Origin of the sequence: Streptomyces sp. NBC_00989 (assembly GCF_045162655.1) — a bacterium.
Classification (GTDB): domain Bacteria; phylum Actinomycetota; class Actinomycetes; order Streptomycetales; family Streptomycetaceae; genus Streptomyces.
In genome coordinates this window covers 3,534,144-3,558,068 of sequence record NZ_CP108728.1, presented here as the reverse complement: position 1 = coordinate 3,558,068, position 23,925 = coordinate 3,534,144, and the positions used below count along the sequence as shown (strand labels likewise).

Annotated in this window: 20 protein-coding genes; 11 read left to right on the top strand and 9 right to left on the bottom strand. The window is 71.5% G+C overall.

What is annotated here, in order from left to right; translation table 11 throughout:
- Nucleotides 1–24 precede the first annotated feature (24 nt).
- On the bottom strand, nt 25–5,190 hold the full coding sequence (locus OG714_RS15220; RefSeq protein WP_406121384.1) for an ATP-dependent helicase: 5,166 nt from the start codon (nt 5,188–5,190) through the stop codon (nt 25–27).
- Between the two features lie 175 nt (nt 5,191–5,365).
- Between OG714_RS15220 and OG714_RS15215 the strand changes: the two genes are divergently transcribed.
- Genes OG714_RS15215 through OG714_RS15205 form a run of 3 tightly spaced genes read left to right on the top strand, consistent with a single transcriptional unit; the run spans nt 5,366 to nt 7,328 of the window.
- Complete coding sequence (locus OG714_RS15215) at nt 5,366–6,352, top strand: AraC family ligand binding domain-containing protein (protein WP_406121382.1); 987 nt, start codon at nt 5,366–5,368, stop codon at nt 6,350–6,352.
- A complete protein-coding gene (locus tag OG714_RS15210; protein WP_406131827.1) occupies nt 6,256–7,023 on the top strand; it encodes an AzlC family ABC transporter permease in 768 nt (255 codons plus the stop codon). Before OG714_RS15215 ends, OG714_RS15210 begins: the two co-directional genes overlap by 97 nt.
- Nucleotides 7,020–7,328: an AzlD domain-containing protein gene (locus OG714_RS15205; protein WP_406121380.1), complete on the top strand. Its 309-nt coding sequence runs from the start codon at nt 7,020–7,022 to the stop codon at nt 7,326–7,328. The genes OG714_RS15210 and OG714_RS15205 overlap by 4 nt, the downstream gene beginning before the upstream one ends.
- Nucleotides 7,329–7,340: 12 nt before the next feature.
- On the opposite strand, the gene OG714_RS15200 is transcribed toward OG714_RS15205, so the two are convergent.
- Nucleotides 7,341–8,285 (bottom strand): hypothetical protein, encoded by a 945-nt coding sequence (locus OG714_RS15200; protein ID WP_406121378.1) that lies wholly within the window; start codon nt 8,283–8,285, stop codon nt 7,341–7,343.
- Between the two features lie 80 nt (nt 8,286–8,365).
- Between OG714_RS15200 and OG714_RS15195 the strand changes: the two genes are divergently transcribed.
- Together OG714_RS15195 and OG714_RS15190 are read left to right on the top strand one after the other, a co-directional pair.
- Nucleotides 8,366–8,560 carry a DUF3046 domain-containing protein gene (locus OG714_RS15195; protein WP_406121376.1) on the top strand — a complete coding sequence of 65 codons (195 nt, stop codon included), beginning with the start codon at nt 8,366–8,368 and terminating at the stop codon, nt 8,558–8,560.
- Nucleotides 8,561–8,620: 60 nt separating this feature from the next.
- Nucleotides 8,621–9,994, top strand: coding sequence for an AI-2E family transporter (locus tag OG714_RS15190; RefSeq protein ID WP_406121374.1), 1,374 nt, complete (start codon nt 8,621–8,623; stop codon nt 9,992–9,994).
- A gap of 34 nt (nt 9,995–10,028) precedes the next feature.
- Here the strand turns inward: OG714_RS15190 and OG714_RS15185 are convergent, their stop codons facing one another.
- Entirely contained in the window at nt 10,029–10,775 is a 747-nt protein-coding gene (locus tag OG714_RS15185) for a hypothetical protein (RefSeq protein ID WP_406121372.1), read from the bottom strand.
- 179 nt (nt 10,776–10,954) lie between these two features.
- Between OG714_RS15185 and OG714_RS15180 the strand changes: the two genes are divergently transcribed.
- Nucleotides 10,955–11,566 (top strand): dihydrofolate reductase family protein, encoded by a 612-nt coding sequence (locus OG714_RS15180; protein ID WP_406121371.1) that lies wholly within the window; start codon nt 10,955–10,957, stop codon nt 11,564–11,566.
- Between the two features lie 77 nt (nt 11,567–11,643).
- On the opposite strand, the gene OG714_RS15175 is transcribed toward OG714_RS15180, so the two are convergent.
- On the bottom strand, nt 11,644–11,844 hold the full coding sequence (locus OG714_RS15175; RefSeq protein ID WP_406121369.1) for a hypothetical protein: 201 nt from the start codon (nt 11,842–11,844) through the stop codon (nt 11,644–11,646).
- A gap of 335 nt (nt 11,845–12,179) precedes the next feature.
- Here OG714_RS15175 and recA point away from each other — a divergent pair, with 335 nt between their 5' ends.
- The 5 genes from recA to OG714_RS15150 all read left to right on the top strand — a co-directional run bounded on the left by recA (nt 12,180) and on the right by OG714_RS15150 (nt 19,348).
- Nucleotides 12,180–13,313, top strand: coding sequence for a recombinase RecA (gene recA / locus OG714_RS15170; RefSeq protein WP_406121367.1), 1,134 nt, complete (start codon nt 12,180–12,182; stop codon nt 13,311–13,313).
- A gap of 3 nt (nt 13,314–13,316) precedes the next feature.
- Nucleotides 13,317–14,279: a recombination regulator RecX gene (gene recX, locus OG714_RS15165; protein WP_406121365.1), complete on the top strand. Its 963-nt coding sequence runs from the start codon at nt 13,317–13,319 to the stop codon at nt 14,277–14,279.
- Nucleotides 14,280–14,492: 213 nt separating this feature from the next.
- Nucleotides 14,493–15,326: an ArsR/SmtB family transcription factor gene (locus OG714_RS15160; RefSeq protein WP_406121363.1), complete on the top strand. Its 834-nt coding sequence runs from the start codon at nt 14,493–14,495 to the stop codon at nt 15,324–15,326.
- Entirely contained in the window at nt 15,323–18,094 is a 2,772-nt protein-coding gene (locus OG714_RS15155) for an ABC transporter permease (RefSeq protein WP_406121361.1), read from the top strand. The genes OG714_RS15160 and OG714_RS15155 overlap by 4 nt, the downstream gene beginning before the upstream one ends.
- Before the next feature lie 291 nt (nt 18,095–18,385).
- Nucleotides 18,386–19,348: a sugar ABC transporter substrate-binding protein gene (locus tag OG714_RS15150; RefSeq protein ID WP_406131826.1), complete on the top strand. Its 963-nt coding sequence runs from the start codon at nt 18,386–18,388 to the stop codon at nt 19,346–19,348.
- 33 nt (nt 19,349–19,381) lie between these two features.
- Here the strand turns inward: OG714_RS15150 and OG714_RS15145 are convergent, their stop codons facing one another.
- From OG714_RS15145 to OG714_RS15125, 5 genes are all read right to left on the bottom strand, one after another.
- Nucleotides 19,382–19,783 (bottom strand): rhodanese-like domain-containing protein, encoded by a 402-nt coding sequence (locus OG714_RS15145; RefSeq protein ID WP_406121359.1) that lies wholly within the window; start codon nt 19,781–19,783, stop codon nt 19,382–19,384.
- A complete protein-coding gene (locus OG714_RS15140; protein WP_406121357.1) occupies nt 19,780–20,319 on the bottom strand; it encodes a cysteine dioxygenase in 540 nt (179 codons plus the stop codon). The genes OG714_RS15145 and OG714_RS15140 overlap by 4 nt, the downstream gene beginning before the upstream one ends.
- A 241-nt stretch (nt 20,320–20,560) precedes the next feature.
- Entirely contained in the window at nt 20,561–22,156 is a 1,596-nt protein-coding gene (locus OG714_RS15135) for an FAD-dependent monooxygenase (RefSeq protein WP_406121355.1), read from the bottom strand.
- A gap of 175 nt (nt 22,157–22,331) precedes the next feature.
- Nucleotides 22,332–23,240 (bottom strand): amino acid ABC transporter permease, encoded by a 909-nt coding sequence (locus OG714_RS15130; RefSeq protein ID WP_406121354.1) that lies wholly within the window; start codon nt 23,238–23,240, stop codon nt 22,332–22,334.
- The gene (locus tag OG714_RS15125) at nt 23,237–23,905 is read right to left on the bottom strand and encodes an amino acid ABC transporter permease (RefSeq protein WP_406121352.1); all 669 of its coding nucleotides are present in this window, start codon (nt 23,903–23,905) and stop codon (nt 23,237–23,239) included. The genes OG714_RS15130 and OG714_RS15125 overlap by 4 nt, the downstream gene beginning before the upstream one ends.
- Nucleotides 23,906–23,925: the final 20 nt, after the last annotated feature.

Sequence of the window (23,925 nt, the reverse complement as noted above, 5' to 3'; positions counted from 1 at the left end):
ACCCCGTAAGGCCGCTGATCTGGTTCATGCGCGGAGGCGCAGGCCGCGTGGTGTCGCGATGAAGCCCGCTCCTTCCAGGAGGGTGCCGATGGGGGAGGTCAGGGCCGAGGCGCCGTTGACGCGCTCCACCGTCACCGTGCCTAGGGAACCGGCTCGGGCCGCTGCCGCGAGGGCCTCGGCGGCGGCCTGGAGGCGTGGGTCTTCGGGGGCCGTGGTGTCCGGTGCGGAGGGCCAGGCGAGCAGGGTCTTGCCGCCGCGCTCCATGTAGAGCGTCAACTCACCCTCGACCAGCACTACTAGAGAGCCCGCCTTGCGCCCCGGCTTGTGCCCGGCGCCGGTTGGCGGCTCGGGCCAGGGGAGGGCGGCGCCGTACGCGTTCGCCGGGTCGGCGGCGGCCAGGACCACGGCTCGGGTGGCGAGGGAGGGGCGGCGGGGGTGGTGGTTGGCGTAGGGGGAACTGGTGTTGCCCTGGGGTGGCGGGGCGGGGAAGTCGCGGGGGGAGATGTAGTCGCCCGGGGACGGGGGGTGGGAGGAAGGGGTGCGGTGGTGCCGGGAGCTGGGGTCGCCGGGGTTCGTGGGGCGGTCGGACGGTGAGCCCAGGCTGTCGAGGTCGTCGAAGTCGGTGAACGGGCCGAAGGCGTCGGCGAAGTCGTGGACTCCGGAGGCGTCGGATGTACCCGGGGATCCGGATGTTCCGGGGGAGTGGGATGCGTCGAGTCGGCCGTGGTCGGTGGGGGAGGCGTACGGGGCTTGCTGGTTGTGATGGTCGGGCGAGGCATAGGGGGCTTGTCGGCCACGGTTGTCGGGTGACTCGTCGGCGGTGCTCGGTGTTTCGAAGGGGGTGGTGGAACCGTTGCCCGAGTCGGAGGTCGGGGAGGTGGGGCCGGTGAGGGCGCCGAAGCCGTAGGGGTCGTTGTCCGTGGGGTTCGGAACGGGCAGGTCGTCGCCCCGGTCGCGGGCGTTGGCGACCGCGCGGAGGCGGTCCACCGCGCCGTCCATCGCGAACTGGGCCGCGCCGAGGCCCTCCACGACGTAGCCGCGCCGTGCCTGGCCGCTCTCCTCGAAGACGGACAGGATGCGGTACGTCGCCGAGAAGCCGCCCTCGACGCCTTCCGCGGCGACGGCTCCCCGGGTCACCACGCCGTGCCGGTCGAGCAGGGTGCGGGCCAGGGCGTGGGCGCGCACTGTGGGGTCCGGTTCGTGGGCGGGGAGCAGGGACCAGCGGCCCGCGACGGTTGGCGGCCCGGTGCGGGAGGCGGGGCGCGCGGCTGCAGTGAGTGAGCCGTAGCGCCCGCGCGGGACCGTGCGTTTGGCGCGGTGGGCCGTGGAACCTGCCGTACGGCCGGAGCCCAGCAGGGCGCGCATGGGGGCGAGCGTGTCGTTCGTGAGGTGTCCGGACCAGGCCAGGTCCCATACGGCGTCGGCCAGTTGGGGGTCGGTGACGTCGGGGTGGGTGGTCGCGCGGATCTGGTCGGTGATCTGGCGGAAGAAGAGGCCGTAGCCGCCGGAGAGGGTGTCCAGGACCGACTGGTGCAGCGCTGTGAGTTCGAGGGGGTGGGGGGGTGGGAGGAGCAGGGGGGCCGCGTCCGCCAGGTACAGGGAGACCCAGCCGTCCTTGCCGGGGAGGGAGCCCGCGCCGGCCCACACCAGCTCGCCGGCGGAGGTGAGTTCGTCGAGCATCGCGGGTGTGTAGTTCGCCACGCGGGACGGCAGGACGAGCTTCTCCAGGGCGGACGCGGGCACGGAGGCGCCCTGCAACTGCTCGACGGCGCGCACCAGTCCGTCGATGCCGCGCAGCCCGTGGCCCTTGCCGATGTGCTGCCATTGGGGGAGGAACTGGGCGAGCGCGGCCGGTGGCACCGGCTCCAACTCGTGCCGCAGCGCGGCCAGAGAACGGCGGCGCAGGCGGCGCAGCACCGTCGCGTCGCACCACTCCTGGCCGATGCCGGCCGGGTGGAACTCCCCTTGTACGACACGGCCGTTGGCCGAGAGCCGCTGCAACGCGCCGTCGGTGACCGCCACGCCCAGACCGAAGCGGGCCGCTGCTGTGGCCGACGTGAACGGGCCGTGGGTGCGGGCGTGGCGCGCGAGGAGGTCGCCGAGCGGGTCCTTGACCGGTTCGGTGAACGCCTCCGGGACGCCGACCGGGAGTGCCGTGCCGAGCGCGTCGCGCAGGCGGCCCGCGTCCTCGATCGCCGCCCAGTGGTCGGCACCGGCGATACGGACCCGGATCGAGCGGCGGGCCGAGGCCAGTTCCTGGGCCCACTGCGGCGCGGCGCCCCGCTCGGCCAACTCGGCGTCGGTGAGCGGGCCGAGCATCCGCAGCAGGTCGGCGACGCCCTCGACGTCCTTGATGCGGCGGTCCTCGGTGAGCCACTGGAGTTCGCGCTCCAGCTCGGTCAGCACCTCGGCGTCGAGGAGTTCGCGCAGCTCCGCCTGGCCGAGCAGCTCGGCCAGCAGATGGGAGTCCAGGGACAGGGCGGCGGCGCGGCGCTCGGCGAGCGGTGAGTCTCCCTCGTAGAGGAACTGGGCGACGTACCCGAAGAGGAGGGAGCGGGCGAAGGGGGACGGCTCGGGGGTGGTGACCTCGACGAGGCGGACCTTGCGGGACTCCAGGTCGCCCATCAGCTCGGTGAGGCCGGGGACGTCGAAGACGTCCTGGAGGCATTCGCGGACAGCCTCCAGGACGATCGGGAACGAGCCGAACTCGCTTGCCACCTGGAGGAGTTGGGCGGCGCGCTGGCGCTGCTGCCACAGCGGGGTGCGCTTGCCGGGGTTGCGGCGCGGCAGCAGCAGCGCACGGGCGGCGCACTCGCGGAAGCGGGCCGCGAACAGGGCCGAGCCGCCGACCTGGTCGGTGACGATCTGATTGACCTCGCCCTTGTCGAAGGCGACGTCCGCCGCGCCTACGGGGGCCTGGTCGGCGTCGTACTCAGTGCCGGCCTTCATGGGTTCCTGGTCGAGCAGGTCCAGGCCCATCAGGTCGGCGTCGGGCAGCCGCAGGACGATGCCGTCGTCGGCGTGCATCACCTGGGCGTCCATGCCGTAGCGCTCGGAGAGGCGGGCGCCGAGGGCGAGGGCCCAGGGGGCGTGGACCTGGGCGCCGAAGGGGGAGTGGATGACCACGCGCCAGTCGCCGAGTTCGTCACGGAAGCGTTCCACGACGATCGTGCGGTCGTCCGGGATGTGACCGCAGGCCTCGCGCTGCTCGGCCAGGTACGACAGCACGTTCTCCGCGGCCCAGGCGTCGAGGCCCGCGGCGAGGAGGCGCAGGCGGGCGTCCTCCTTGGACTGCGATCCGACCTCGCGCAGGAACGCGCCCACCGCGCGGCCCAGTTCGAGCGGGCGGCCCAGCTGGTCGCCCTTCCAGAAGGGGAGCCGGCCGGGGACGCCCGGTGCGGGGGAGACCAGGACGCGGTCGCGGGTGATGTCCTCGATCCGCCAGGAGCTGGTGCCGAGCGTGAAGACGTCGCCCACCCGGGACTCGTAGACCATCTCCTCGTCCAGCTCGCCGACCCGGCCGCCGCCCTTCTTGGGGTCGGCGCCGGCCAGGAAGACCCCGAAGAGACCGCGGTCGGGGATCGTGCCGCCGGAGGTGACGGCGAGGCGCTGTGCCCCGGGGCGGCCGGTGATCGTGCCGGCGATGCGGTCCCACACCACGCGCGGGCGCAGCTCCGCGAACGCGTCGGACGGATAGCGGCCCGCGAGCATGTCGAGCACGGCGGTGAACGCCGATTCCGGGAGCGAGGCGAAGGGCGCGGCACGGCGGACCGTGGCGAGCAGGTCGTCGACCTGCCAAGTGTCCAGCGCGGTCATCGCGACGAGCTGCTGGGCGAGGACGTCCAGGGGGTTGGCGGGGACCTTCAGGGACTCGATGGAGCCGGTGCGCATCCGCTCGGTGACCACGGCGGCCTGGACGAGGTCGCCCCGGTACTTCGGGAAGACCACGCCCGTGGAGACCGCGCCGACCTGGTGTCCCGCGCGGCCCACGCGCTGGAGGCCGGAGGCCACGGAGGGCGGGGACTCCACCTGGATGACGAGGTCGACGGCGCCCATGTCGATGCCCAGCTCCAGGCTGGACGTGGCCACCACGGCGGGCAGTCGGCCCGCCTTGAGGTCCTCCTCGACCTGGGCGCGCTGCTCCTTGGAGACCGAGCCGTGGTGGGCGCGGGCGATGACCGGGGGCGCGCCCTGGGCGGCGCCGGAACCGCCCATCAGCTCGGCCGGTGCGTGGTGTTCGTCCAGGGGCTCGCCGGTCGCGCGCTCGTAGGCGATCTCGTTGAGCCGGTTGCACAGACGCTCCGCGAGGCGGCGGGAGTTGGCGAACACGATCGTTGAACGATGCGACTGGACCAGGTCGGTGATGCGCTCCTCGACATGCGGCCAGATCGACGGCTTCTCCGCACCCTCCTTGCCGTCGGCCACCGGGGAGCCGCCCAACTCGCCCAGATCCTCGACCGGGACGACCACGGAGAGGTCGAACTCCTTGCCGGACTTGGGCTGGACGATCTCCACCCTGCCGCGCGGGGAGAGATAGCGGGCGACCTCGTCGACGGGGCGCACGGTCGCCGAGAGGCCGATACGGCGGGCCGGCTTCGGCAGCAGCTCGTCCAGCCGCTCCAGGGACAGCGCGAGATGCGCGCCCCGCTTGGTGCCCGCGACCGCGTGCACCTCGTCCAGGATCACCGTCTCGATGCCCGTCAGCGCTTCGCGCGTGGCCGACGTCAGCATCAGGAACAGGGACTCCGGGGTGGTGATCAGGATGTCCGGCGGGCGTGTGGACAGCGCGCGGCGCTCGGCGGGCGGGGTGTCGCCGGAGCGGATGCCGACCTTGACCTCGGGCTCGGGCAGGCCCAGGCGGACGGATTCCTGACGGATGCCGGTGAGCGGGCTGCGGAGGTTGCGCTCGACGTCGACCGCGAGGGCCTTGAGCGGAGACACGTACAGGACGCGGCAGCGCTTCCTCGGGTCGGCGGGCGGGGGTGTCGCGGCGAGCTGGTCCAGGGCGGCGAGGAAGGCGGCCAGTGTCTTGCCGGAGCCGGTCGGGGCGACCACCAGCACGTCCGAGCCCTCACCGATGGCCTGCCACGCGCCCGCCTGGGCCGCGGTGGGCGCGGAGAAGGCCCCCGTGAACCAGCCGCGGGTCGCGGGGGAGAAGCCGTCGAGGGCTCGGTGTGCGGAGCTGACCATGCGTCCATCCTGCACCCGACCACTGACAATGCGTCTGACCTGCGCGAATTCTCCGGCGGCGGCTCGCGGAACCGTCTCGGTGCCTGTCGGCCGCCGTGGGCAGGACCGTTTCGGCGGCTTCCGGTCGCCGTGGCCAGGACCGCTTCGTTCCGTCGCAGTGGCGGAGAATGGCCGTATGGCGGGTTCGGGTGAGTTGGCGCGGCACTGGCGGTACACGGAGCTGCCCGGCGTCGACCTGCTGCGGGCCCGGTACATCCGCAAGACGTTCGTACGGCACACGCACGAGAACTTCGTCATCGCCGCCATCGCGGACGGCGTCGAGGTGTTCCACCACGGCAGCGGCGACGTGTCCGCCGGTGCGGGAGCTCTGGCTCTGGTCAATCCGGACACTCCGCACACCGGCCGGGCGGGCGTGCCCGAGGGCTGGCGGTACGGGGCGGTCTATCCGTCGCCCGAGGTGGTGGCCGCGATAGCCGCCGAGACCACCTCGATCCGCGGCACCCCCGGTTTCGTCAGTCCCGTGCTCGACGACCCCTACACCGTCGGGCTCGTCCACCAGATCCTGCGCGCGGCCGACGAGGGCAACGCGCTAGCCGCCGACACCCTGCTGCGCGTCGCCGTCACCAGGCTGCTCCGGCTGAACGGCGGACCGCTGCCGCAGCGCGCCGTGCCCACGGCCGGCGGCCGGGTGGCCGCACGCGCGCGTGCCGTGCTGGAAGCGCGGATGGCGGAACCGCCCACCCTGGAGCAACTCGCCGGAGACCTGGGGACCAGCCCCTTCGCGCTGCTGCGTGCGTTCCGGGGCGCCTACGGGATGCCGCCCCACACCTGGCTCACCGACGCCCGTGTACGGCAGGCGCGCCGTCTCCTTGACGCGGGTACCGCGCCCGCGGAGGCCGCCGTCGCCGTCGGGTTCACGGACCAGCCGCACCTCAACCGGCACTTCGCCCGGATCGTGGGCGTACCCCCGGGCGCGTACCAGCGGGAGCGCAAGAACGTACAAGACGCGGAACGGCGGCTGCTCGTACCGTCCGGCACGTGGCAGAACAGACCGCTTCAGAAGACATACGCCCCGGAGCAGAAGGGAAACGAGCCCCCGAGGCCGAAGGAAAGCCGGACTCCGCCGTCGTACGGGACGCGCTCGGGGTCGGGGTCGCCGTAGGGCTCTCCGGGTTCGCCTTCGGGGTGACCTCGGCCGGTGGCGGGCTCACCCTGCTGCAGACCTGTGCCCTCAGCCTCCTGGTGTTCACCGGTGCCTCCCAGTTCGCGCTCGTGGGAGCGCTCGCGGCCGGTGGCAATCCGCTCACCGCGGCGGCGGGAGCCTTCTTCCTGGGCGTGCGCAACACCTTCTACGGGCTGCGCCTCTCGCAGCTGCTGGCCCTCCCGCGCGCGGTGCGGCCGTTCGCCGCCCAGTGGGTCATCGACGAGACGGCGGCCGTCACGCTCGCGCAGCCCACGCGGCGTGCCGCGCGGATCGGGTTCACCGTCACCGGGTTCACCCTGTACCTGCTGTGGAACCTCACCACGCTGCTCGGCGCGCTGGGCGCCAAGGCCATCGGGGACACGGACGCCTGGGGTCTCGACGCGGCGGGGCCCGCCGTCTTCCTGGCGCTTCTCGCACCGATGCTCAAGACCACCACCGAGCGTGCCGTCGCTGCACTCGCGGTCCTGTTGGGACTGGGGCTGCTGCCCGTGCTGCCGGCCGGTGTGCCGGTCCTGGTGGCGGCTCTCGCGGCGCCGATCGTCCTCTACGTAGAGGGCCGTCGGCAGAGCGGGGTGCGTAACGACGCACCAGAGGAAGGCAGTTACGACGTACAGGAGGAAGACCGTTGACCATCTGGATCGCGATCGCAGCGACCGCCCTCGGTTGTTACGTCGTCAAGCTCGCCGGACTGCTGGTGCCCGCGGGCGCGCTCGAGAGGCCGCTGGTGAGGCGGCTCGCGGCCCTGCTGCCGGTCGCCCTCCTCGCCGCGCTCACGGCCCAGCAGACCTTCGCCGACGGGCACGCGCTCGTGCTCGACGCCCGGGCCGCGGGGCTCGCGGCGGCCGCCGTGGCGCTGGTGTTGCGGGCACCGTTCCTGCTCGTCGTCGCGGCGGCCGTACTGGTGACGGCGGGCGTGCGGGCCATCGGCGGCTGAGGCGGCCCGGGATCAGCCCACGGAGCGGCCGTACGCCTTCAGGGTGCGCAGTGCCTGGATCGTCACCATGGGGCGTGCCTCCAGAGAGATGCCCGGCGCCCACTGACGCCAGCGGATCGGCCAGCCGCCGTCCTCCTGCTGATCCCCCGCCAGGTGGTCCAGGGAGCGGGCCATCTCGTCGTCCGTGAACCACGCGCGCGCGAGCGAACTCGGCGTCTTCGCATAGTCGTACGGGAAGTGGTGCTCGCCCGGCGCGTACCCGGGGGCGACCGGATAGGCCTCCAGGTGCTCCGGGTCCAGGGCGGCGAGCCGGTGCTCGCGCACCAGACGGCCGAGGCGGTCTGCTGCCGCCTCCGCGCGCGGGCGGTCGGGTGCCGAGTCGAGGAAGGCGACGGCGGCCTCGATCTCGTACGGGTGCGACTTCTCCAGGGAGTCGACGGCCTGCCAGCAGAAGTCGGTGGCCCGGAACAGCCAGGCGTGCCACACCTCGTTGCGGTGCAGCAGGCCCACCACCGGCCCGGTGGCGAGGAGTTCGCTGGGCGGGTCGTCCACGATCGGCACGAAGGGGGCCGTCGGATAGCCGCGCTGGCCGGGAAGGACCGCCGGCAGGGCGCCGTCGGCCGTGGAGACCGAGGTCAGATAGCGGCACACGCGTTCCACCCGCTGCCCGCCGCAGCGCCCGACGGCGTCCAGGACGCGCAGCGCGTGACCGGTGTGCAGCGGCTGGCTGACCGGGCCGCGCAGATCGGGTTCCAGCGCGTGCCCGTAGCCGCCGTCCTCGTTGCGGTAGGCGTCCAGCGCGGTCTCCACCGGATCGGGTTCGCCGTTGAGGAAGTGGTACGCGAAGAGGCGCTGTTCCAGCACGCGCGCGGTGAGCCAGACGAAGTGCTCGGCGCGGAAGAGCGGGGAGTGCGCCGGGGGCGTCGGGGGGAGTGGGGAAGCTCCTGTTTCGGCCATGCGTCAGACCGTAGGACGGAAAGCGGTCTCCGTAAGGGGTCCCGACCTGGTCCCACTCTCAGGGGCGGGATACTGGTGTCATGCGGTTGACGGTCTTCTGGCAGCGGATGACGGAGCACTTCGGCGCCGGGTACGCCGAGAGCTTCGCGCGCGATCACGTGATGACGGAACTCGGCGGGCGGACGGTGCAGGAGGCGCTGGACGCGGGCTGGGAGGCCAAGGACGTGTGGCGCGTGGTCTGCGCCGTCATGAACGTTCCGCGGGAAAGTCGCTGATCGGTCACGAAGATCGACGGCGGGTGACCGGTTGTCAGTGGCGTAGGCGAGACTTGCACCGTGGCAGCCACTGACGAGACCGGGCACGACGCCCCACAGGCATCCCCGACCGGTGCGACGCCGCCGACCGGGCCCACGGCCGACGACGGCGCGCCGGGCGCCCGCATGCCGCGCTGGCTGCCCCGCGCCATGGTGCTCGCGCTCACCCTCGTCGCCGTGTTCCAGCTGGGCAGTTGGGCCTTCCACCAGCTCATCGGGCTGCTGATCAACATCCTCATCGCGTTCTTCCTGGCCCTCGCCATCGAGCCCGCCGTGAGCCGGCTGGCCGCCTACGGCATGCGCCGCGGGCTGGCCACCTTCCTGGTCTTCCTCGGCCTGCTGATCGTGAGCGCCGGGTTCATCACCCTCCTCGGGTCGATGCTCGCCGGCCAGATCATCAAGATGATCGAGGACTTCCCGGACTACCTCGACTCGGTCATCAACTGGGTCAACACGCACTTCCACACGGAACTCAGACGGGTCGACATCCAGGAGGGGCTGCTCCACTCCGACTGGCTGCGCAAGTACGTGCAGAACAGCGCCACCGGCGTGCTGGACGTGTCCACCCAGGTGCTCGGGGGCCTCTTCCAGCTGCTGACGATCGGTCTGTTCTCGTTCTACTTCGCCGCCGACGGTCCGCGGCTGCGGCGCGCGCTGTGCTCCGTGCTGCCGCCCGCCCGGCAGGCCGAGGTGCTGCGCGCGTGGGAGATCGCCGTCGACAAGACGGGCGGCTACATATACTCCCGCGGTCTGATGGCGCTGGTCTCCGGAGTGGCGCACTACATCCTGCTGCAGGCGCTGGGCATCCCGTACGCGCCCGTGCTCGCCGTCTGGGTGGGCCTGGTCTCCCAGTTCATCCCGACCATCGGCACGTATCTCGCGGGCGCCCTGCCCATGCTGATCGCCTTCACCGTGGACCCCTGGTACGCGCTGTGGGTGCTGATCTTCGTCGTGGTCTACCAGCAGTTCGAGAACTACATGCTGCAGCCCAAGCTGACCGCGAAGACCGTCGACATCCACCCCGCGGTCGCCTTTGGCTCGGTCATCGCGGGCACCGCGCTCCTGGGTGCCGTCGGCGCGCTGATCTCCATCCCGGCCGTCGCCACGCTCCAGGCGTTCCTCGGGGCGTATGTGAAGCGGTACGCCGTCACGGACGACCCCAGGGTCCAGGGACACCGGACCCGTGGCTCCGGCGGGCCCGGCGCGCTGGCCCGCGCGCGACGGCTGTGGGACCGGCGGCGAGGGGCTGAGGCGCCCACAGCGGCCGACTCCGTCGGTAGCAGCGACTCCGCTTCTACGACCGACTCCGGGACAGCCGACTCACGGCCCACCGATCCGGAACCGACCGACTCCGAACCGAGAGACTCCGGAGAGGGCCCCTCCAGCTCCTCCTGACGGATGATCAGGCGAGAACACCGGGGCGTCGCGGTCAGTACGTGAGCACCGCCCACACCCCGGCTGCGGCCACGGCGACCACGTAGCAGCCGATCGCGACGGTCACGGTCCGCCGTCGTACGGCCTCGCTCCAGGACGTGCGGGAGAGCAGCCAGGCCAGGGCGGGCAGCACCAGGACGGCGTGCAGGCTCACCCCGTGCAGCGGCTTGAGCGGGGCCGTCGAGTGGTATGCCGCCTCCTGGTGGCCGGTCCGGGCGAGGACGACCCCGCGCGCGATCATCGCGGCGCCCGAGGCCAGCGCCACGAGCAGGATCGCGAACCCGGAACGCACCGCTGACGCCATACCCGTAGGCCCTGTCGGCCGGTGCCGGAAGGACGCCACCGCGAACACGGTGAGCAGCACCACCAGGACACCGCCACCCACCGCGAGCGTCATGGACACCGCCGTGTCGAAGGGCGTCTCCATGTCGAGGTGCGACGGCACCCGGCGCCACGCCTGGAGGGTGATGCCGCCGACCTCGACGACACAGTCGGCGGCGAACACGACGAGCAGCACTGTGCGCAGCCGGGCCCCGACGCGCAGATACGACGTGACCCAGGTGACCGCGATCAGCGTCGCCCCGAAGGAGAGCCCGAACGTGACGGGCTTGCGCCAGGAGACGGGCCCGTACCAGGGGCCGCCGTCGACCGCGAACACCACCAGGTGCACCAGCCCGGAGAGGATCAACAGGGCACCGATCACATGGCAGAGACGCTCGGCGGGGCGTACGTGGCTCGTCATGGCCCGAGCCTCGCGGCAACCCGCCGCGCAGTCGTCGTACGACCGAAGGCACCCGCCGTACGACGGCGGAAGTAGTGCTCCTGGGGGCGTGACGATGAGTTTCGGGGGCGCGTGGGGTCCATGGAGGTGAGAGCCGCCCGGAAGACGCGGGACGGCGACCCCAGAAGCGAGGATCGATCATGTCCACCGCAAGGGCCCCGCAGAGCGTCGAGACCACGCCCGCCCCGCAGTTGACGGACACCGAACCGCAGACCGCCGCGGGCAAGGTGCTGTGGCACTTCACGATGTCGCTGGACGGATTCGTGGCGGGGCCGGACCACGCGATGGACTGGATGACGGGGTTCTCGTTCCGGGCCGGCCTCGTCGAGGAGTACGCCGCTACGACCGGTGCCGTACTGGGCGGCCGGGACGGCTTCGACGCCTTCCCCGATGCCGGTGGCGTCTACGGCGGCGCGTGGCAGGGGCCGGTGTTCGTCCTCACGCACCATCCCGACGACGCGCCGCCCGCCCCCGGGGTGACCTTCCTGGACTGCGATGTGGCCGAAGCCGTCCGGATCGGGCTGGAGGCCGCTGGCGGCAAGAACCTCGAAGTGCTCTCGCCCACGATCGGCCGACAGCTCCTGGAGCGCGAACTGATCGACGAGATCGACCTGCACATCGTGCCGGTGCTGCTCGGCGACGGCATCCGGCTCTTCGACAACCCCGGCGGCGCCCCGGTCCGGCTCGGGCTGCTGAACGGCGATGACCACGCGGCCGCGGTGAACGTGCGCTGCCGGCCGGTCGGGACGTGATCGTCCTGTGGCATCGAGGTCGAGGACGCGCCGGGGAAGGCCGATGGTTCAGCAGCGTGCGGCGCTCGCGAAGGGTCCTACTGGTAGCAAGGCGGACCGCACAGGACGCTGACGGTGCCGGTCTCGACGGCCGAGGAGACCGGTGCGATCTGCGGCGCGGGCTGGTGCACGCGGCTGGTCTCCCACGGCATGGGAGCGGCCGATGCCGCCGGACTCATGATGCCGACGGTCGCAGCGACCAGCACGGACGCGATCCCCGCACGCTTCCACATCCTCATCGAGCTCTCCTTGCGTCGGTTGCCGTTGACTGCCGCCAGTCAACGGGTCCGGCCCCCGGCACAGGAAGGATTTCCATCTCCTTCGAAGCGTCGCCACGGCGTGAGGCGTCACGGGACATCGATGACGCCAGTGCCGCGTGGTGCGCTTGACACGAAAATCGAACATCCATTCTCATGGAAGCTCCGGCGAGGCCATGACGGGCATTTCGGCAGGCTTTTGATGACGAAGTGTCCGAGTTATCCACAGGCTGGGCGGGCGTCGGGGCGCATTGTCAGTGGCAGGCGTTAGCGTCTTTGACGTGAAGCGATCGACTCAAGCAAACCGGGTGGAACCCATGGCAGGAACCGACCGCGAGAAGGCGTTGGACGCCGCACTCGCACAGATTGAACGGCAATTCGGCAAGGGCGCGGTGATGCGCCTCGGCGAGCGGCCGAACGAGCCCATCGAGGTCATCCCCACCGGGTCGACCGCACTGGACGTCGCCCTCGGTGTCGGCGGCCTGCCGCGCGGCCGAGTGGTGGAGGTCTACGGCCCGGAGTCCTCCGGAAAGACGACCCTGACCCTGCACGCGGTGGCGAACGCCCAGCGGGCCGGCGGCCAGGTCGCGTTCGTGGACGCGGAGCACGCACTCGACCCCGAGTACGCGAAGAAGCTCGGCGTCGACATCGACAACCTGATCCTGTCCCAGCCGGACAACGGCGAGCAGGCCCTGGAGATCGTGGACATGCTGGTCCGCTCCGGCGCCCTCGACCTCATCGTCATCGACTCCGTCGCGGCACTCGTCCCGCGCGCGGAGATCGAGGGCGAGATGGGTGACAGTCACGTCGGTCTCCAGGCCCGCCTGATGAGCCAGGCGCTCCGCAAGATCACCGGCGCGCTCCACCAGTCCGGGACCACCGCGATCTTCATCAACCAGCTCCGCGAGAAGATCGGCGTGATGTTCGGCTCCCCGGAGACCACGACCGGTGGCCGGGCGCTGAAGTTCTACGCCTCGGTGCGACTCGACATCCGCCGCATCGAGACCCTGAAGGACGGCACGGACGCGGTCGGCAACCGCACCCGCGTCAAGGTCGTCAAGAACAAGGTCGCACCGCCCTTCAAGCAGGCCGAGTTCGACATCCTCTACGGCCACGGCATCAGCCGCGAGGGCGGCCTGATCGACATGGGCGTGGAGAACGGCTTCGTCCGCAAGGCCGGTGCCTGGTACACGTACGAGGGCGACCAGCTCGGCCAGGGCAAGGAGAACGCGCGCAACTTCCTGAAGGACAACCCCGACCTGGCCAACGAGATCGAGAAGAAGATCCTGGAGAAGCTGGGCGTGGGCGTCCGTCCGGAGAAGGACAAGCCCACCGCCGAGCCGGTCGCGGGCGCGGCGGTCCCCACCGCCACGGACGACGCCGCCAAGGCGGTGCCCGCTCCGGCCGCGGCCAAGACCACCAAGGCCAAGGCCACGGCAGCCAAGAGCTGACCCGTGACACGACGAACGGACTGGGCCGAGTACGCGTATCCCGATGCCCCGCAGGGGCGTGGGGAAGGCGGTGACGGCCTGGCCTACGGTGCGGACGGCAGGCCCGAGGAGCCGTACGGCATGGACGGGCCGTACGGCGACGAGCCGGGCGGCGGCTTCGCGGGGGAGGCCGGTCCGCCCTTCGGTGGCCCGGTGCCCGGTGATGGTTCGGCGGGCACCGGTCGGCTCTTCAGAAGCTCGGCGCCCGGCGGCAGTTCGCCCGGCGACGGGTCCGACGACGACGCACCCGGCCGCGGCTCGCGCCGCAGCCGTGGAGCGCGCGGCGAGGGCGGCTCGCGAGGGTCTACGGCGCGCGGTGACGGCGCACGCGGTAGACGCGGGCGCCGTGGTCGCGGCTTCGGTGAGTCGTCCGGAGAGGACGGAGGTGACTTCTCCTCGTCGAGGGCCGAGAAGGAGGAGCCGCCGGCGGACCCGGCTGAGCGGGCGCGGGGAATCTGCCTGCGCCTGCTCACCGGGAACCCGCGCACCCGCAAGCAACTCGCGGACGCCCTGCGCAAGCGGGAGATCCCGGACGAGGTGGCGGACGAGGTGCTGTCGCGGTTCGAGGAGGTCGGACTGATCAACGACGGTGCGTTCGCGGACGCCTGGGTGGAGTCCCGGCACCACGGTCGCGGTCTGGCCCGGCGCGCGCTCGCCCAGGAACTGCGTACCAAGGGCGTCGACCCGACGCTGATCGACGAGGCGGTCTCCCAGCTCGACTCCGACCAGGAGGAGACGACGGCCCGCGAACTGGTCGACCGCAAACTGCGGTCCACCCGGGGCCTCGACCGCGACAAGAGGCTGCGCCGCCTCGCGGGCATGCTGGCCCGCAAGGGCTACTCCCAGGGCATGGCCCTCAGAGTGGTCCGGCAGGCGCTGGAGGAAGAGGGCGAGGACACGGAGTTCCTCGGGGACGAGGGGTACTGATCCGAAGACGAGGGAGCGCTGATCCGGAATCGACGGAATCGATCCGGTTCTGATCCCTCGGTGGTGCCAACGTCCTGAACACGGTGGACGCGCGGGGGCGCCGACCGCGTTCAGGCAAGCACCGGGCCGGTGCCCGAGGTGGGGCTAACCCCCGGCTGAAGACGCCGGATTGCCGCAGTGCACAGGCACCTGTGCACAAACGACTGTGTACGCATGGCACAGGAACCCGGCCCACCCGGCGCATCCGGCGGGGAGACGCCCACCGGGCGGACCCCGGCGACACCCGCACCCGTCGAACTCTCCGACCTCGCCGCGCTGAAGGCCCTCGCGCAGCCCCGTCGCCAGCGCATGCTCCAGCACCTCACCCTGCACGGCCCCGCGACCTCGGCCACGCTCGCCCGCGCGCTGGGCCTGAACACCGGCTCAACCAGCTACCACCTGCGTGAACTCGCCCGCTACGGCTTCGTCGAGGAGACGGAGAAGGAGGCGGGGGCGGAGACGGCAACGGCGGGTGAGGGTACGGGAGTTGTGGCGGGGGACGGGGAAACCGGGGCGGAGCGCGCCCCCGGTCATGGTCGCGAGCGCTGGTGGCGGGCCGTTCCCGGTGATCGCCGGTTTCCGCCGCGCAGCCGTCAGAGTGCCGAGATGCGGCACGTCATGGACGAGCTCAACCACCATGCGTACGCCGCCGATCTGGAGCTCTTCGAGCAACTCCAGCGGGACTCCGCGGAGACCGGGGCATGGGCGGACGCGTTCCCGTACTCACGCGGCACCATCCGGCTGACCCCATCCGAACTCCGGGTGTTCTTCGAGGAGTACATCGCCCTCCTCAACCGCTACAAGCGCCCCGAAGCCGAGACGCCGGCGGATGCGCGCACCGTGCTCACCCGATTCTTCGCCTTCCCGGTTCCGCTCACCGATGCCGATGCCGATGCCGAATCGGATGCGGGAGCTGGTGCCTGTGCCGGCACCGGTGCCGAAGTCGCCCTTGCGCATCCTGCCGACGCCGCCCCGGGACACAACAGAAAAGAGACCGAGCCCTCATGATGCTGCGCTACGCCCTCCGGTCCGTCCGCGCCCGCAAGGCAGGTTTCCTCGGCGCCTTCCTCGCCCTGATGTGCGCGGCCGCCCTCATCACGGCTTGCGGCACCCTCCTCGACACCGGTCTGCGCGGCACCATCCGCACCGAGCGCTACGCGGCGAGCCCCGTCGTGGTCTCCGCCGACCAGAACGTCCACCGGACCACCATCAAACACAAGAAGGGCAAGACCAAGGTCAAGCACAAGGCGAAACCGATCGCCGAGCGCGCCTGGCTCCCCGCGAGCCTGGAGAGCACGCTCGCACGGACCCCGGGTGTCGCTCGTGTCATCCCCGAACTGACCTTCCTCGCCCAGCCGTTGACGCCCTCGGGCGCCGACGTCGGCACCGGCGGCCGGACCTCCTACGGGCACGCCTGGGACTCGGCCGCGCTGACGCCGTACCGGCTCGTCACCGGCAGCGCTCCGCAGGCTGCGACCGATCTCGTCATCGACCGCGACCTCGCCGAACGGGCCCGGCTCCGGCCCGGCGACCGTCTCACCGTCCAGTCGACGCAGACTCCGCGCAGCTACCGGATCACCGGAATCGCCGCTCCCGCCAGGGCCGTACGCCATCAGACGTCACTCTTCTTCTCCACGGCCGAAGCCCGCCGCCTGGCCGCACACCCCGGGCAGGTCGCCGCGTTCGGCGTAGTCCCGACCAAGGGCACGAGCACGGCCCGGCTACGGCAAGCCGTGGTCGCGACGCTCCACGGAACGACCGCGCCGCATGCCGGAGCCACCGCTCAAGTCACCACCGGCGACGCACGCGGCCCCGTCGAGTTCCTGGACGCCGCCACGGCTCGGGTCAGGCTGGTCAGCATGGGCGGCGCGATGGGCGGCACCTCGCTGCTCGTGGCGGTTCTCGTGGTCGTCGGCACCTTCGCGCTCTCCGTCCAACAGCGCCACCGCGAACTCGCCCTGCTACGCGCGGTGGCCGCCACCTCCGGCCAGATCCGCGGACTCCTCGGCCGCGAGGCCCTGATCGTCGGCACGGTCGCCGGAGTCGCGGGCGCCCTGCTCGGACTTCCCCTGGGCACTTGGCTCTACGACAGGTTCGTCGCCCTGGGCGCAGTCCCCGCCACTCTCCAGCACACCACCGGCGTGGTCCCACCGTTGGCTGCCCTAGCCGCGACTGTGCTGGGCGCGTGGGCCGCAGCCCGAGTTGCCTCCCGCCGTATCTCCCGTATTCACCCTGCCCAGGCGCTCTCCGAAGCTGGGACGGAACCTGGAGCCGGAGCCGATCCTGGACCCCGAGCTGACGCCCAAGCCGTAGCCGAGCCCGGAGCCGGAGTCGGGCCTGGAGCCGCAGCCGCACCTGGAGTTGAAGCCGGAGCCCACCCCGACCCCCAAGCCCACCCCGAAGCCACCAAGCCCAAGCACTCCCACCCCACGCAGGCCCGCCCCACACGCCCCCGGGGCAAGCGCCCCCGCACACACCCCCGCCCCACCCGAGGCCGCCTCCTCACCGGCCTAGTCCTCCTCGCGCTCGGCGTCACCCTGGTAGCCGTGCTCAGCACGCTCCGCACCGAACCCGCCTCAACTCCCGTGACGTTCCTCGCCGTTGTGGTCCTCTCCACCTCCGTAGCCCTCCTCGGACCGCTCCTCGTCAAGGCGGCCACCCTCGTGATCGGTGGTCCGCTCCGCCGCACCGGCCCCTGCGGTCGGCTCGCGGTCGCCAATCTCCGAGGCAACGCCACCCGCATGGCCTCCGTCGTCACCCCCCTCACCCTCCTGATCGGCATGACCTGCACCGTCCTGTTCGTCCAGCCGACCCTCGGTGACGCCGCCCGTGCCCAGGTCCGCGAAGGTGTCCGGGCCGACTGGGTCGTCGCCTCCCAGGGCCCGGGCGTCCCGGCCGAGGCCGCCCGGCAACTCCGCGCGCGGCACGACGTCGTCACCGAAGTCGTCCGTACGACCGTCCGCGTGGGCCTCGACAAATACGCGGCCCAAGGCGTCACCCCCGCCGGACTCACCCGCACCTGGGACCCCGACGTCACCGCCGGATCGCTCGGCCACCTCACGGAGCGCACCGCGGCCGTAAGCGAACTGGCCGCCGACCAGCTTCACTTGAGGCCCGGCAGCCCCTTGAAGCTGACGCTCGGCGACGGCACGCCCGTCACGCTCACCGTCGTCGCCGTCTACGCCAAGGGTCTCGGCTTCGGCGATCTCACGTTCGCGCACGATCTCGTCGCCCGGCATGTCGACAACCCGCTCGCCTCCTCCGTCCTCGTCAGCACACCCCGTACACAGACACAACTCGCGACTACCCTCCGTGAGTTCCCGGGCGTCCAAGTCCTCGCTCCGGCCGCCGCAGACTCGCTCCAGGCGCAGCGGCAGCAGGCGAACGCCGAGGTCAACTACCTCGCCATGGGGCTCGTCCTGGCGTTCACGGCCATCGCGGTGGTCAACACGCTCGCCATGTCGGTCGCGGAGCGTGTCCGGGAGTTCGCGCTGCTCCGCCTCGCCGGGGCGACCCGACGGCAGGTGCTGCGGATGCTGCGCGCCGAGGCGCTGTCGGTGCTGTTGCTCGCCACGGCGCTCGGCAGCGGGATCGCCCTCGCCGTCCTGACCGCGTTCAGTGTCGGCATGACCGGCCGGGCGGCACCGTCGGTCACGCCCCTCGTGTACCTCACGGTGGTCGCGGTGGCCGGGACCCTCGCCCTCGCCGCCACGGCACTGCCGGGACGCGTGGCGCTCCGGGTCCGGGCGGTCACGGTGGCGACCGCGAGGGAGTGAGCGAGGAAAGCGCCAGTCGTCCGTTCCCAGAGCGTGCGAGGCGAACCGTCACCCATCCATCCCAGAGACCACTCGCCCCACCGAACGGTGCGCGTTCCGCACACTTAGCGTGCGCGACGCAGAGGGTGCGCATGTTTGGCGCGGGGGTAGCTTCTGCTGCCGACCCCAGGCCTCCCCGCCTGTTGCGCCTCGGCCCTCACCGCCCACCGAGCCGCAGCCAGGCCTGCCCGAGTGCCTCCGGCCGTATCGCCGACCGGTCCTCGTACGCCCTGAAAGGCGGCCCCCTTGTCCTTGTCCCTGCCCGCCCACCACCGAAGAACGCTGGTGGTCTTCTTGGTCGGCATCGGTCTCCTACTGAGCGGCTGCGGACTGGAGTCCAGTGCCACGCCCGCCGACGACGGGCCCACCACGCTCGGGTTCGTCAACGGCGGCAGTACGGAGTTCCACACCTGTCTGCAGGAGTCGATCGCGAACACGGCCAGGAGCAACTTCGCGAAGCTCGTCACCGTCAACTCGCATCAGGACGCCGCGCGGGAGCTGGCCAACATCCAGGACATGATCGCGCGCCATGTCGACGCGATCATCCTGCAGACCGTCAGCACCACCGCGCTCAAGAGCGACATCGCCAAGGCCAGGAGCGCGCACATCCCGATCTTCCTGACCTCGGTCAGCGCCGATCCGTCCGACATCCTCGGGGCCGTCGTCGTCGACCTGAAGGCGGTGGGCAAGCTGGACGCCGAGTGGATCGAGGACGACGCCGCGGGGCGCGAGGTGCAGGTGGCCGTCATCGCGGGCGCGCCCGGCGCCGCCTCCGACCTGCTCGTCGGCGGTTTCACCAAGGGCTTGCCGGCGAACGTGAAGGTGGTCGCGAACCAGCCCGCCATGTTCGTCGCCGCGAAGGCGAAGATCGTCGCCGAGGGCATGATCAGGGCACATCCCGACCTGGACTACGCCTTCGTCGCCAACGAAGAGATGGCGTTCGCGGCCCGGAAGGCCTTCGACGCGGCCGGCGGCAAGAAGGTCAGGATCGTGACGGTCAACGGCACCGACGAGGCCCTCGCCGCCCTCAAGGACGGCCGTTTCGCCGCCACCGTCTCCAACTCGGCCAAGGACACCGGCGAACTGGCCGTCACCAACACCATCAGCCTTCTCCGTAAGGAGAAGGTGGAGAAGATCGCCACCACACCGGCCCGCCTGATCACCAGGACCAACGCGGACACCGCCCCGCTCTACTGCCCCTCCGACGGGTCGTGAGCGGGTCGGTGTGTCACGTCGTAGACAGAGTGTCTACGACGTGACAGGCAGTCCCGCCGCCTTCCAGGCCTGGAAGCCGCCGACGAGGTCCGTCGCGCGGCGCAGGCCCAGGCGGTGCAGGGACGCGGCTGCCAGGGTGGACGCGTAGCCCTCGTTGCAGATCACCACGACGCGCAGGTCGTGGCCGGTGGCCTCGGGGGCGCGGTGGCTGCCCCGGGGGTCGAGGCGCCACTCCAGTTCGTTGCGCTCGACGACCAGGGCACCGGGGATGAGGCCGTCCCGGTCGCGCAGGGCCGCGTAGCGGATGTCGACCAGGAGGGCATCGTCGTCACGGGCGGCTTCGTATGCCGCCTGTGCCTCGATCCGTTCGTAGGTCTCGCGCGTCCGCTCCAGCAACTCGTCTATGCCGAGGGGCTGTTCGCGTACGGCACTCACTGCCAGTCCGCCGGGCGCTCGACCTGCTCCAGGCGCAGGACCGGGCCCGTGCGGCTGTAGCGGCGGATCTGCGGCAGCGGCGGGTAGTAGGCGTGGACGGAGATCGCGTGCTCTTCGGAGGACTCGTTGAGCACCTCGTGGACGTGGTGCTGACCGAAGGCGCGGCCCTTGCCGGTCGGCAGCCGCCGCGCGCGGTCCACGCCCTCCTCCAGTTCGAGGGTCTTCCAGCCGTGGCTCGGGAGTCGAGCGGCGAGCGAGTTCTCCTTGAGTTCGCCGGCGGCGGTGAGGAAGGCGCCGACCGACTCGGCGTGGTCGTGCCAGCCCGTCCCGCTGCCGGGCGGCCAGCCGATCAGCCAGGCCTCGCTGCCGCCGGGACCTTCGAGCCGTACCCAGGTGCGGCCCTCGGGGTCGAGGGGGAGCGAGGCGATCAGCTCGGCGTCGGCGGCCGTACGGCGGACGAAGTCGAGCAGGTCCGCCTGCGTCGGGGCCTGGGAGGGCGCAGCGGGGGACACGGAGGCAGAGGGGGAGACAGACACGTGCACCGTCCTGATGAGTGTTCGCGAGGGTGCGCGCAGGCATCACGACAGTGGCGCGCGCGGGTGAGAGAGATGCGAATTCAGCAGGCGATGAGACACACGCAGCCCACATAGCGGACGAGGTCCAGATGGACCTTCCGCCAGAGGTGGACAGAGGTGTCGGTCATGGTCCGGAGTACAGCACGGCGGTGCGGACCGGTCAACTCAGCGTCACTATGTGGACAGTTCGGATACGGCGGCCTCAGCGCGAGCCCGCCGTGGCCTCCGTCCTCGTAGGGCCACCCAGGGTCGCCTCGGCGGCCGCGTACAGGTCCGCAGGGCGCACCCCGCTCAGCGCGGTGACCAGGTGTCCGTCAGGCCGTACGAGGAGAACCGTGTGGGCGGCGGCGCCCGGGTAGCTCTCGGCGACCAGCAGCTCGGCCTGGTGCGGCAGCGCCGTCACGGCGGCCGCCAGGCGGGGCATGATTCCGGCCGTCACCCAGTGCTTGCGCTCCCACACGCCCGTGCCCGGCGCGACCAGGACGACCAGCAGGGAGCCGCGCCCGAGGCGGTCCCGCAGCCGTACGAAGGCGCCGTCCTCGGCGGTGACCAGGACATCGGCGACCGGCGCACCGGGCGGGGTGTCCACGGGGACCTCCGCCTCGATGTGCCGGGGCGCGAGCGGCGAGTCGGCGTACGCCCCCGGCGCACCGAGGGCGTTGTGCCCCAGGTGACCGTCCGTGAGCAGCACGTCATGGTTGCGGGCCGAGCCGGGCACGACCGCGCGCAGTCCGGCGCCGCCGCGCACCAGCGGCAGCGCCTGGTCGGCGGCGCGCAGCCGGGCCGCCACGACCGCCCGCCGCTCCGCCTGATAGCTGTCGAGCAGCTCCTCGTGCGGCCCGTGATGCCAGGCCAGCGCCAGCTTCCAGGCGAGGTTGTCGGCGTCCCGCAGCCCCTCGTCCAGCCCCTGCGTCCCGAGCGCTCCCAGCAGATGCGCGGCGTCCCCGGCGAGGAACACCCGCCCCACCCGCCACCGCCGCGCCAGCCGGTGGTGCACGGTGTGCACGCCGGTGTCGAGCAGTTCGTACGGCGGTGTCGGGCCCTCGGTCCAGCCCGCGAGCGTCTCCCGGATGCGGGCCAGCAGCAGCTCGGGGGTGACCAGGTCCTTGCCCGGCGGCAGCAGCCAGTCCAGGCGCCACACGCCGTCCGGGAGGGGGCGTCCGGTGACCTCCCCGGCCGAGGGTCCGGACGTCCGCCACGGCGGCACCCGATGCAACAACGCCTGGTCGGGCCACGGAAGTTCCGTGCGCAGCGCGGCCACGGCGTGTCGCTCCACCGCCGTACGGCCGGGGAAGCGGATGTCCAGGAGTTTGCGCACGGTCGAGCGCGGGCCGTCGCAGCCGACCAGGTAACTGCCGCGCCACCAGGTGCCCTTGGGGCCGCGGGTGTGGGCGGTTACGCCCGAGGGCTCCTGCTCCAGCGAGTCGAGGCGGTTGTCCGGGGCGATCTTCACGAGCCGCTCGCCCGCCAGGGCATGCCGGAGGGCGCCGGTGAGGACGTGCTGGGCGATGTGCAGGGGGGCGGGCTCGGTCTCGTCGAACGTGATCTCGCGCATCACCTGCTTGCGCCGCATCGACCGCCATCCGGCCCAGCGCGAGCCGAGTTCGGCGAGGGGTACGCCGGTCAGTCGCTCCAGGAGGGCTGCCGTGTCCTCCCGTAGGACGACGGTGCGCGCGGGGCGCGGTTCGTCCTTGCCGGGACCCTCGTCGAGGAGGACGGAGGGCACCTCCTGCCGCGCCAGTGCCAGGGCGAGCGTGAGCCCCACGGGCCCCGCCCCGACGATGATCACCGGGTCCACGGTGCGGCGCCCCCTGCCCGTGACGGTGTCCTCAGGGACGCATGTGAACAGGAAGTTGGAGCAGGGTGCACGATCACAGAACGTATGCAACCCATTGCCGGTGCTTGCGTCAAGTGACGGAGGCAGTGGCGATCATGCCACTGCCTCCGTGTCGCTCATGCCACTTGACCGATCATCAGATCGAGTCGCCGGCGCCGGTCCCGAAGCCGCCTCCCACCTGCGCGGGGTTGATCCCCGTGGCGTCTTCGAGGGCGACGGTCGCGCCGGTGCTCTTCTTGCTGCGCCGCAGCCTGCCCTCCAGCCAGCTCGCGAACGTGGTGAGGGCGAGGTTCAGCAGGATGTAGATGATCCCCACGACGATGAAACTCGCCACCACATTGGCGTAGTTGGCCGCCAGGGTGCTGCGCGCGTTGAGCAGCTCGGTGAAGCCCAGCATCACGCCGCCCAGCGCGGTGTCCTTCACGATGACCACGAGCTGGCTGACGATGGCCGGCAGCATGACGGTGACGGACTGCGGGAGCAGGATGCTCGTCATCGTCTGGCCCTTGCGCAGACCGATCGCGTGCGCGGCCTCCGTCTGCCCCTTCGGGAGGGACAGAATGCCCGCCCTGACGATCTCGGCGAGCACCGAGGCGTTGTAGAGCACCAGGCCGGTGACGACGGCGTACAGGGGCCGTTCCTCGCTGCCGACGCCCGTGGAGCGGACGTAGAACTCGTTCGCGAAGAGCATCAGCAGCAGGACCGGGATCGAGCGGAAGAACTCGACCACCACGCCGGCGGGGACGCGCACCCACCGGTGGTCGGACATCCGGGCGATACCGAAGAACGCGCCCAGGGGGAGGGCGATCACCATGGCGAGACCGGCGGCCTTCAGGGTGTCGCCGAGGCCCGGCAGCAGATACGTCGTCCAGGCGTCCGACGTGGTGAACGGCTGCCACAGGGCCCACTTCAGCTGGCCCTTGTCGTCCATCGTCAGCCAGACCCACCACAAGAAGAGGGCGAGCAGGACGAAGAACACGACAGAGAAGAGCACGTTGCGCCGCTTGGCGCGGGGGCCGGGCGCGTCGTAGAGGACGGAGGTCATCGCTTCACCGCCAGTCGCTTGCCCAGCCAGCCGAGGATGAGGCCGGTGGGCAGGGTCAGTACCACGAAGCCGAACGCGAAGACCGCGCCGATGGCGACCGTCTGGGCCTCGTTCTCGATCATCGTCTTCATCAGGGCGGCCGCCTCGGCGACCCCGATCGCGGCCGCCACCGTGGTGTTCTTGGTCAGCGCGATCAGCACGTTGGCCAGCGGAGTGATGACCGCGCGGAACGCCTGCGGAAGGATGATGATCCGCAGCACCTGACTGAAGCTCAGCCCGATGGCGCGGGCCGCCTCCGCCTGTCCGACGGGCACCGTGTTGATGCCGGAGCGCACCGCCTCGCAGACGAAGGCCGCGTGGTACGCCGCGAGCCCCAGGAGCGCCAGCCGGAAACCCTGCACCTTGAAGTCGTCGGACGCCCCCATGGTGACGCCGAAGATGTCGGCGAGGCCGAGCGAGGTGAAGACGATGATGACCGTCAGGGGGATGTTCCGGACGGTGTTCACGTAGAAGGTCGCGAAACCACGCATCAGTGGGACCGGGCTGACCCGCATCCCGGCCAGCAGCGTGCCCCAGACCAGGGAGCCGAGGGCGGAGAGGACGGTGAGTTTCACCGTCATCCAGAACGCCCCGAGGACGTCATAACCTTGAAGAAAGTCGAACACGATCTCCCGCGCTTCCGGGT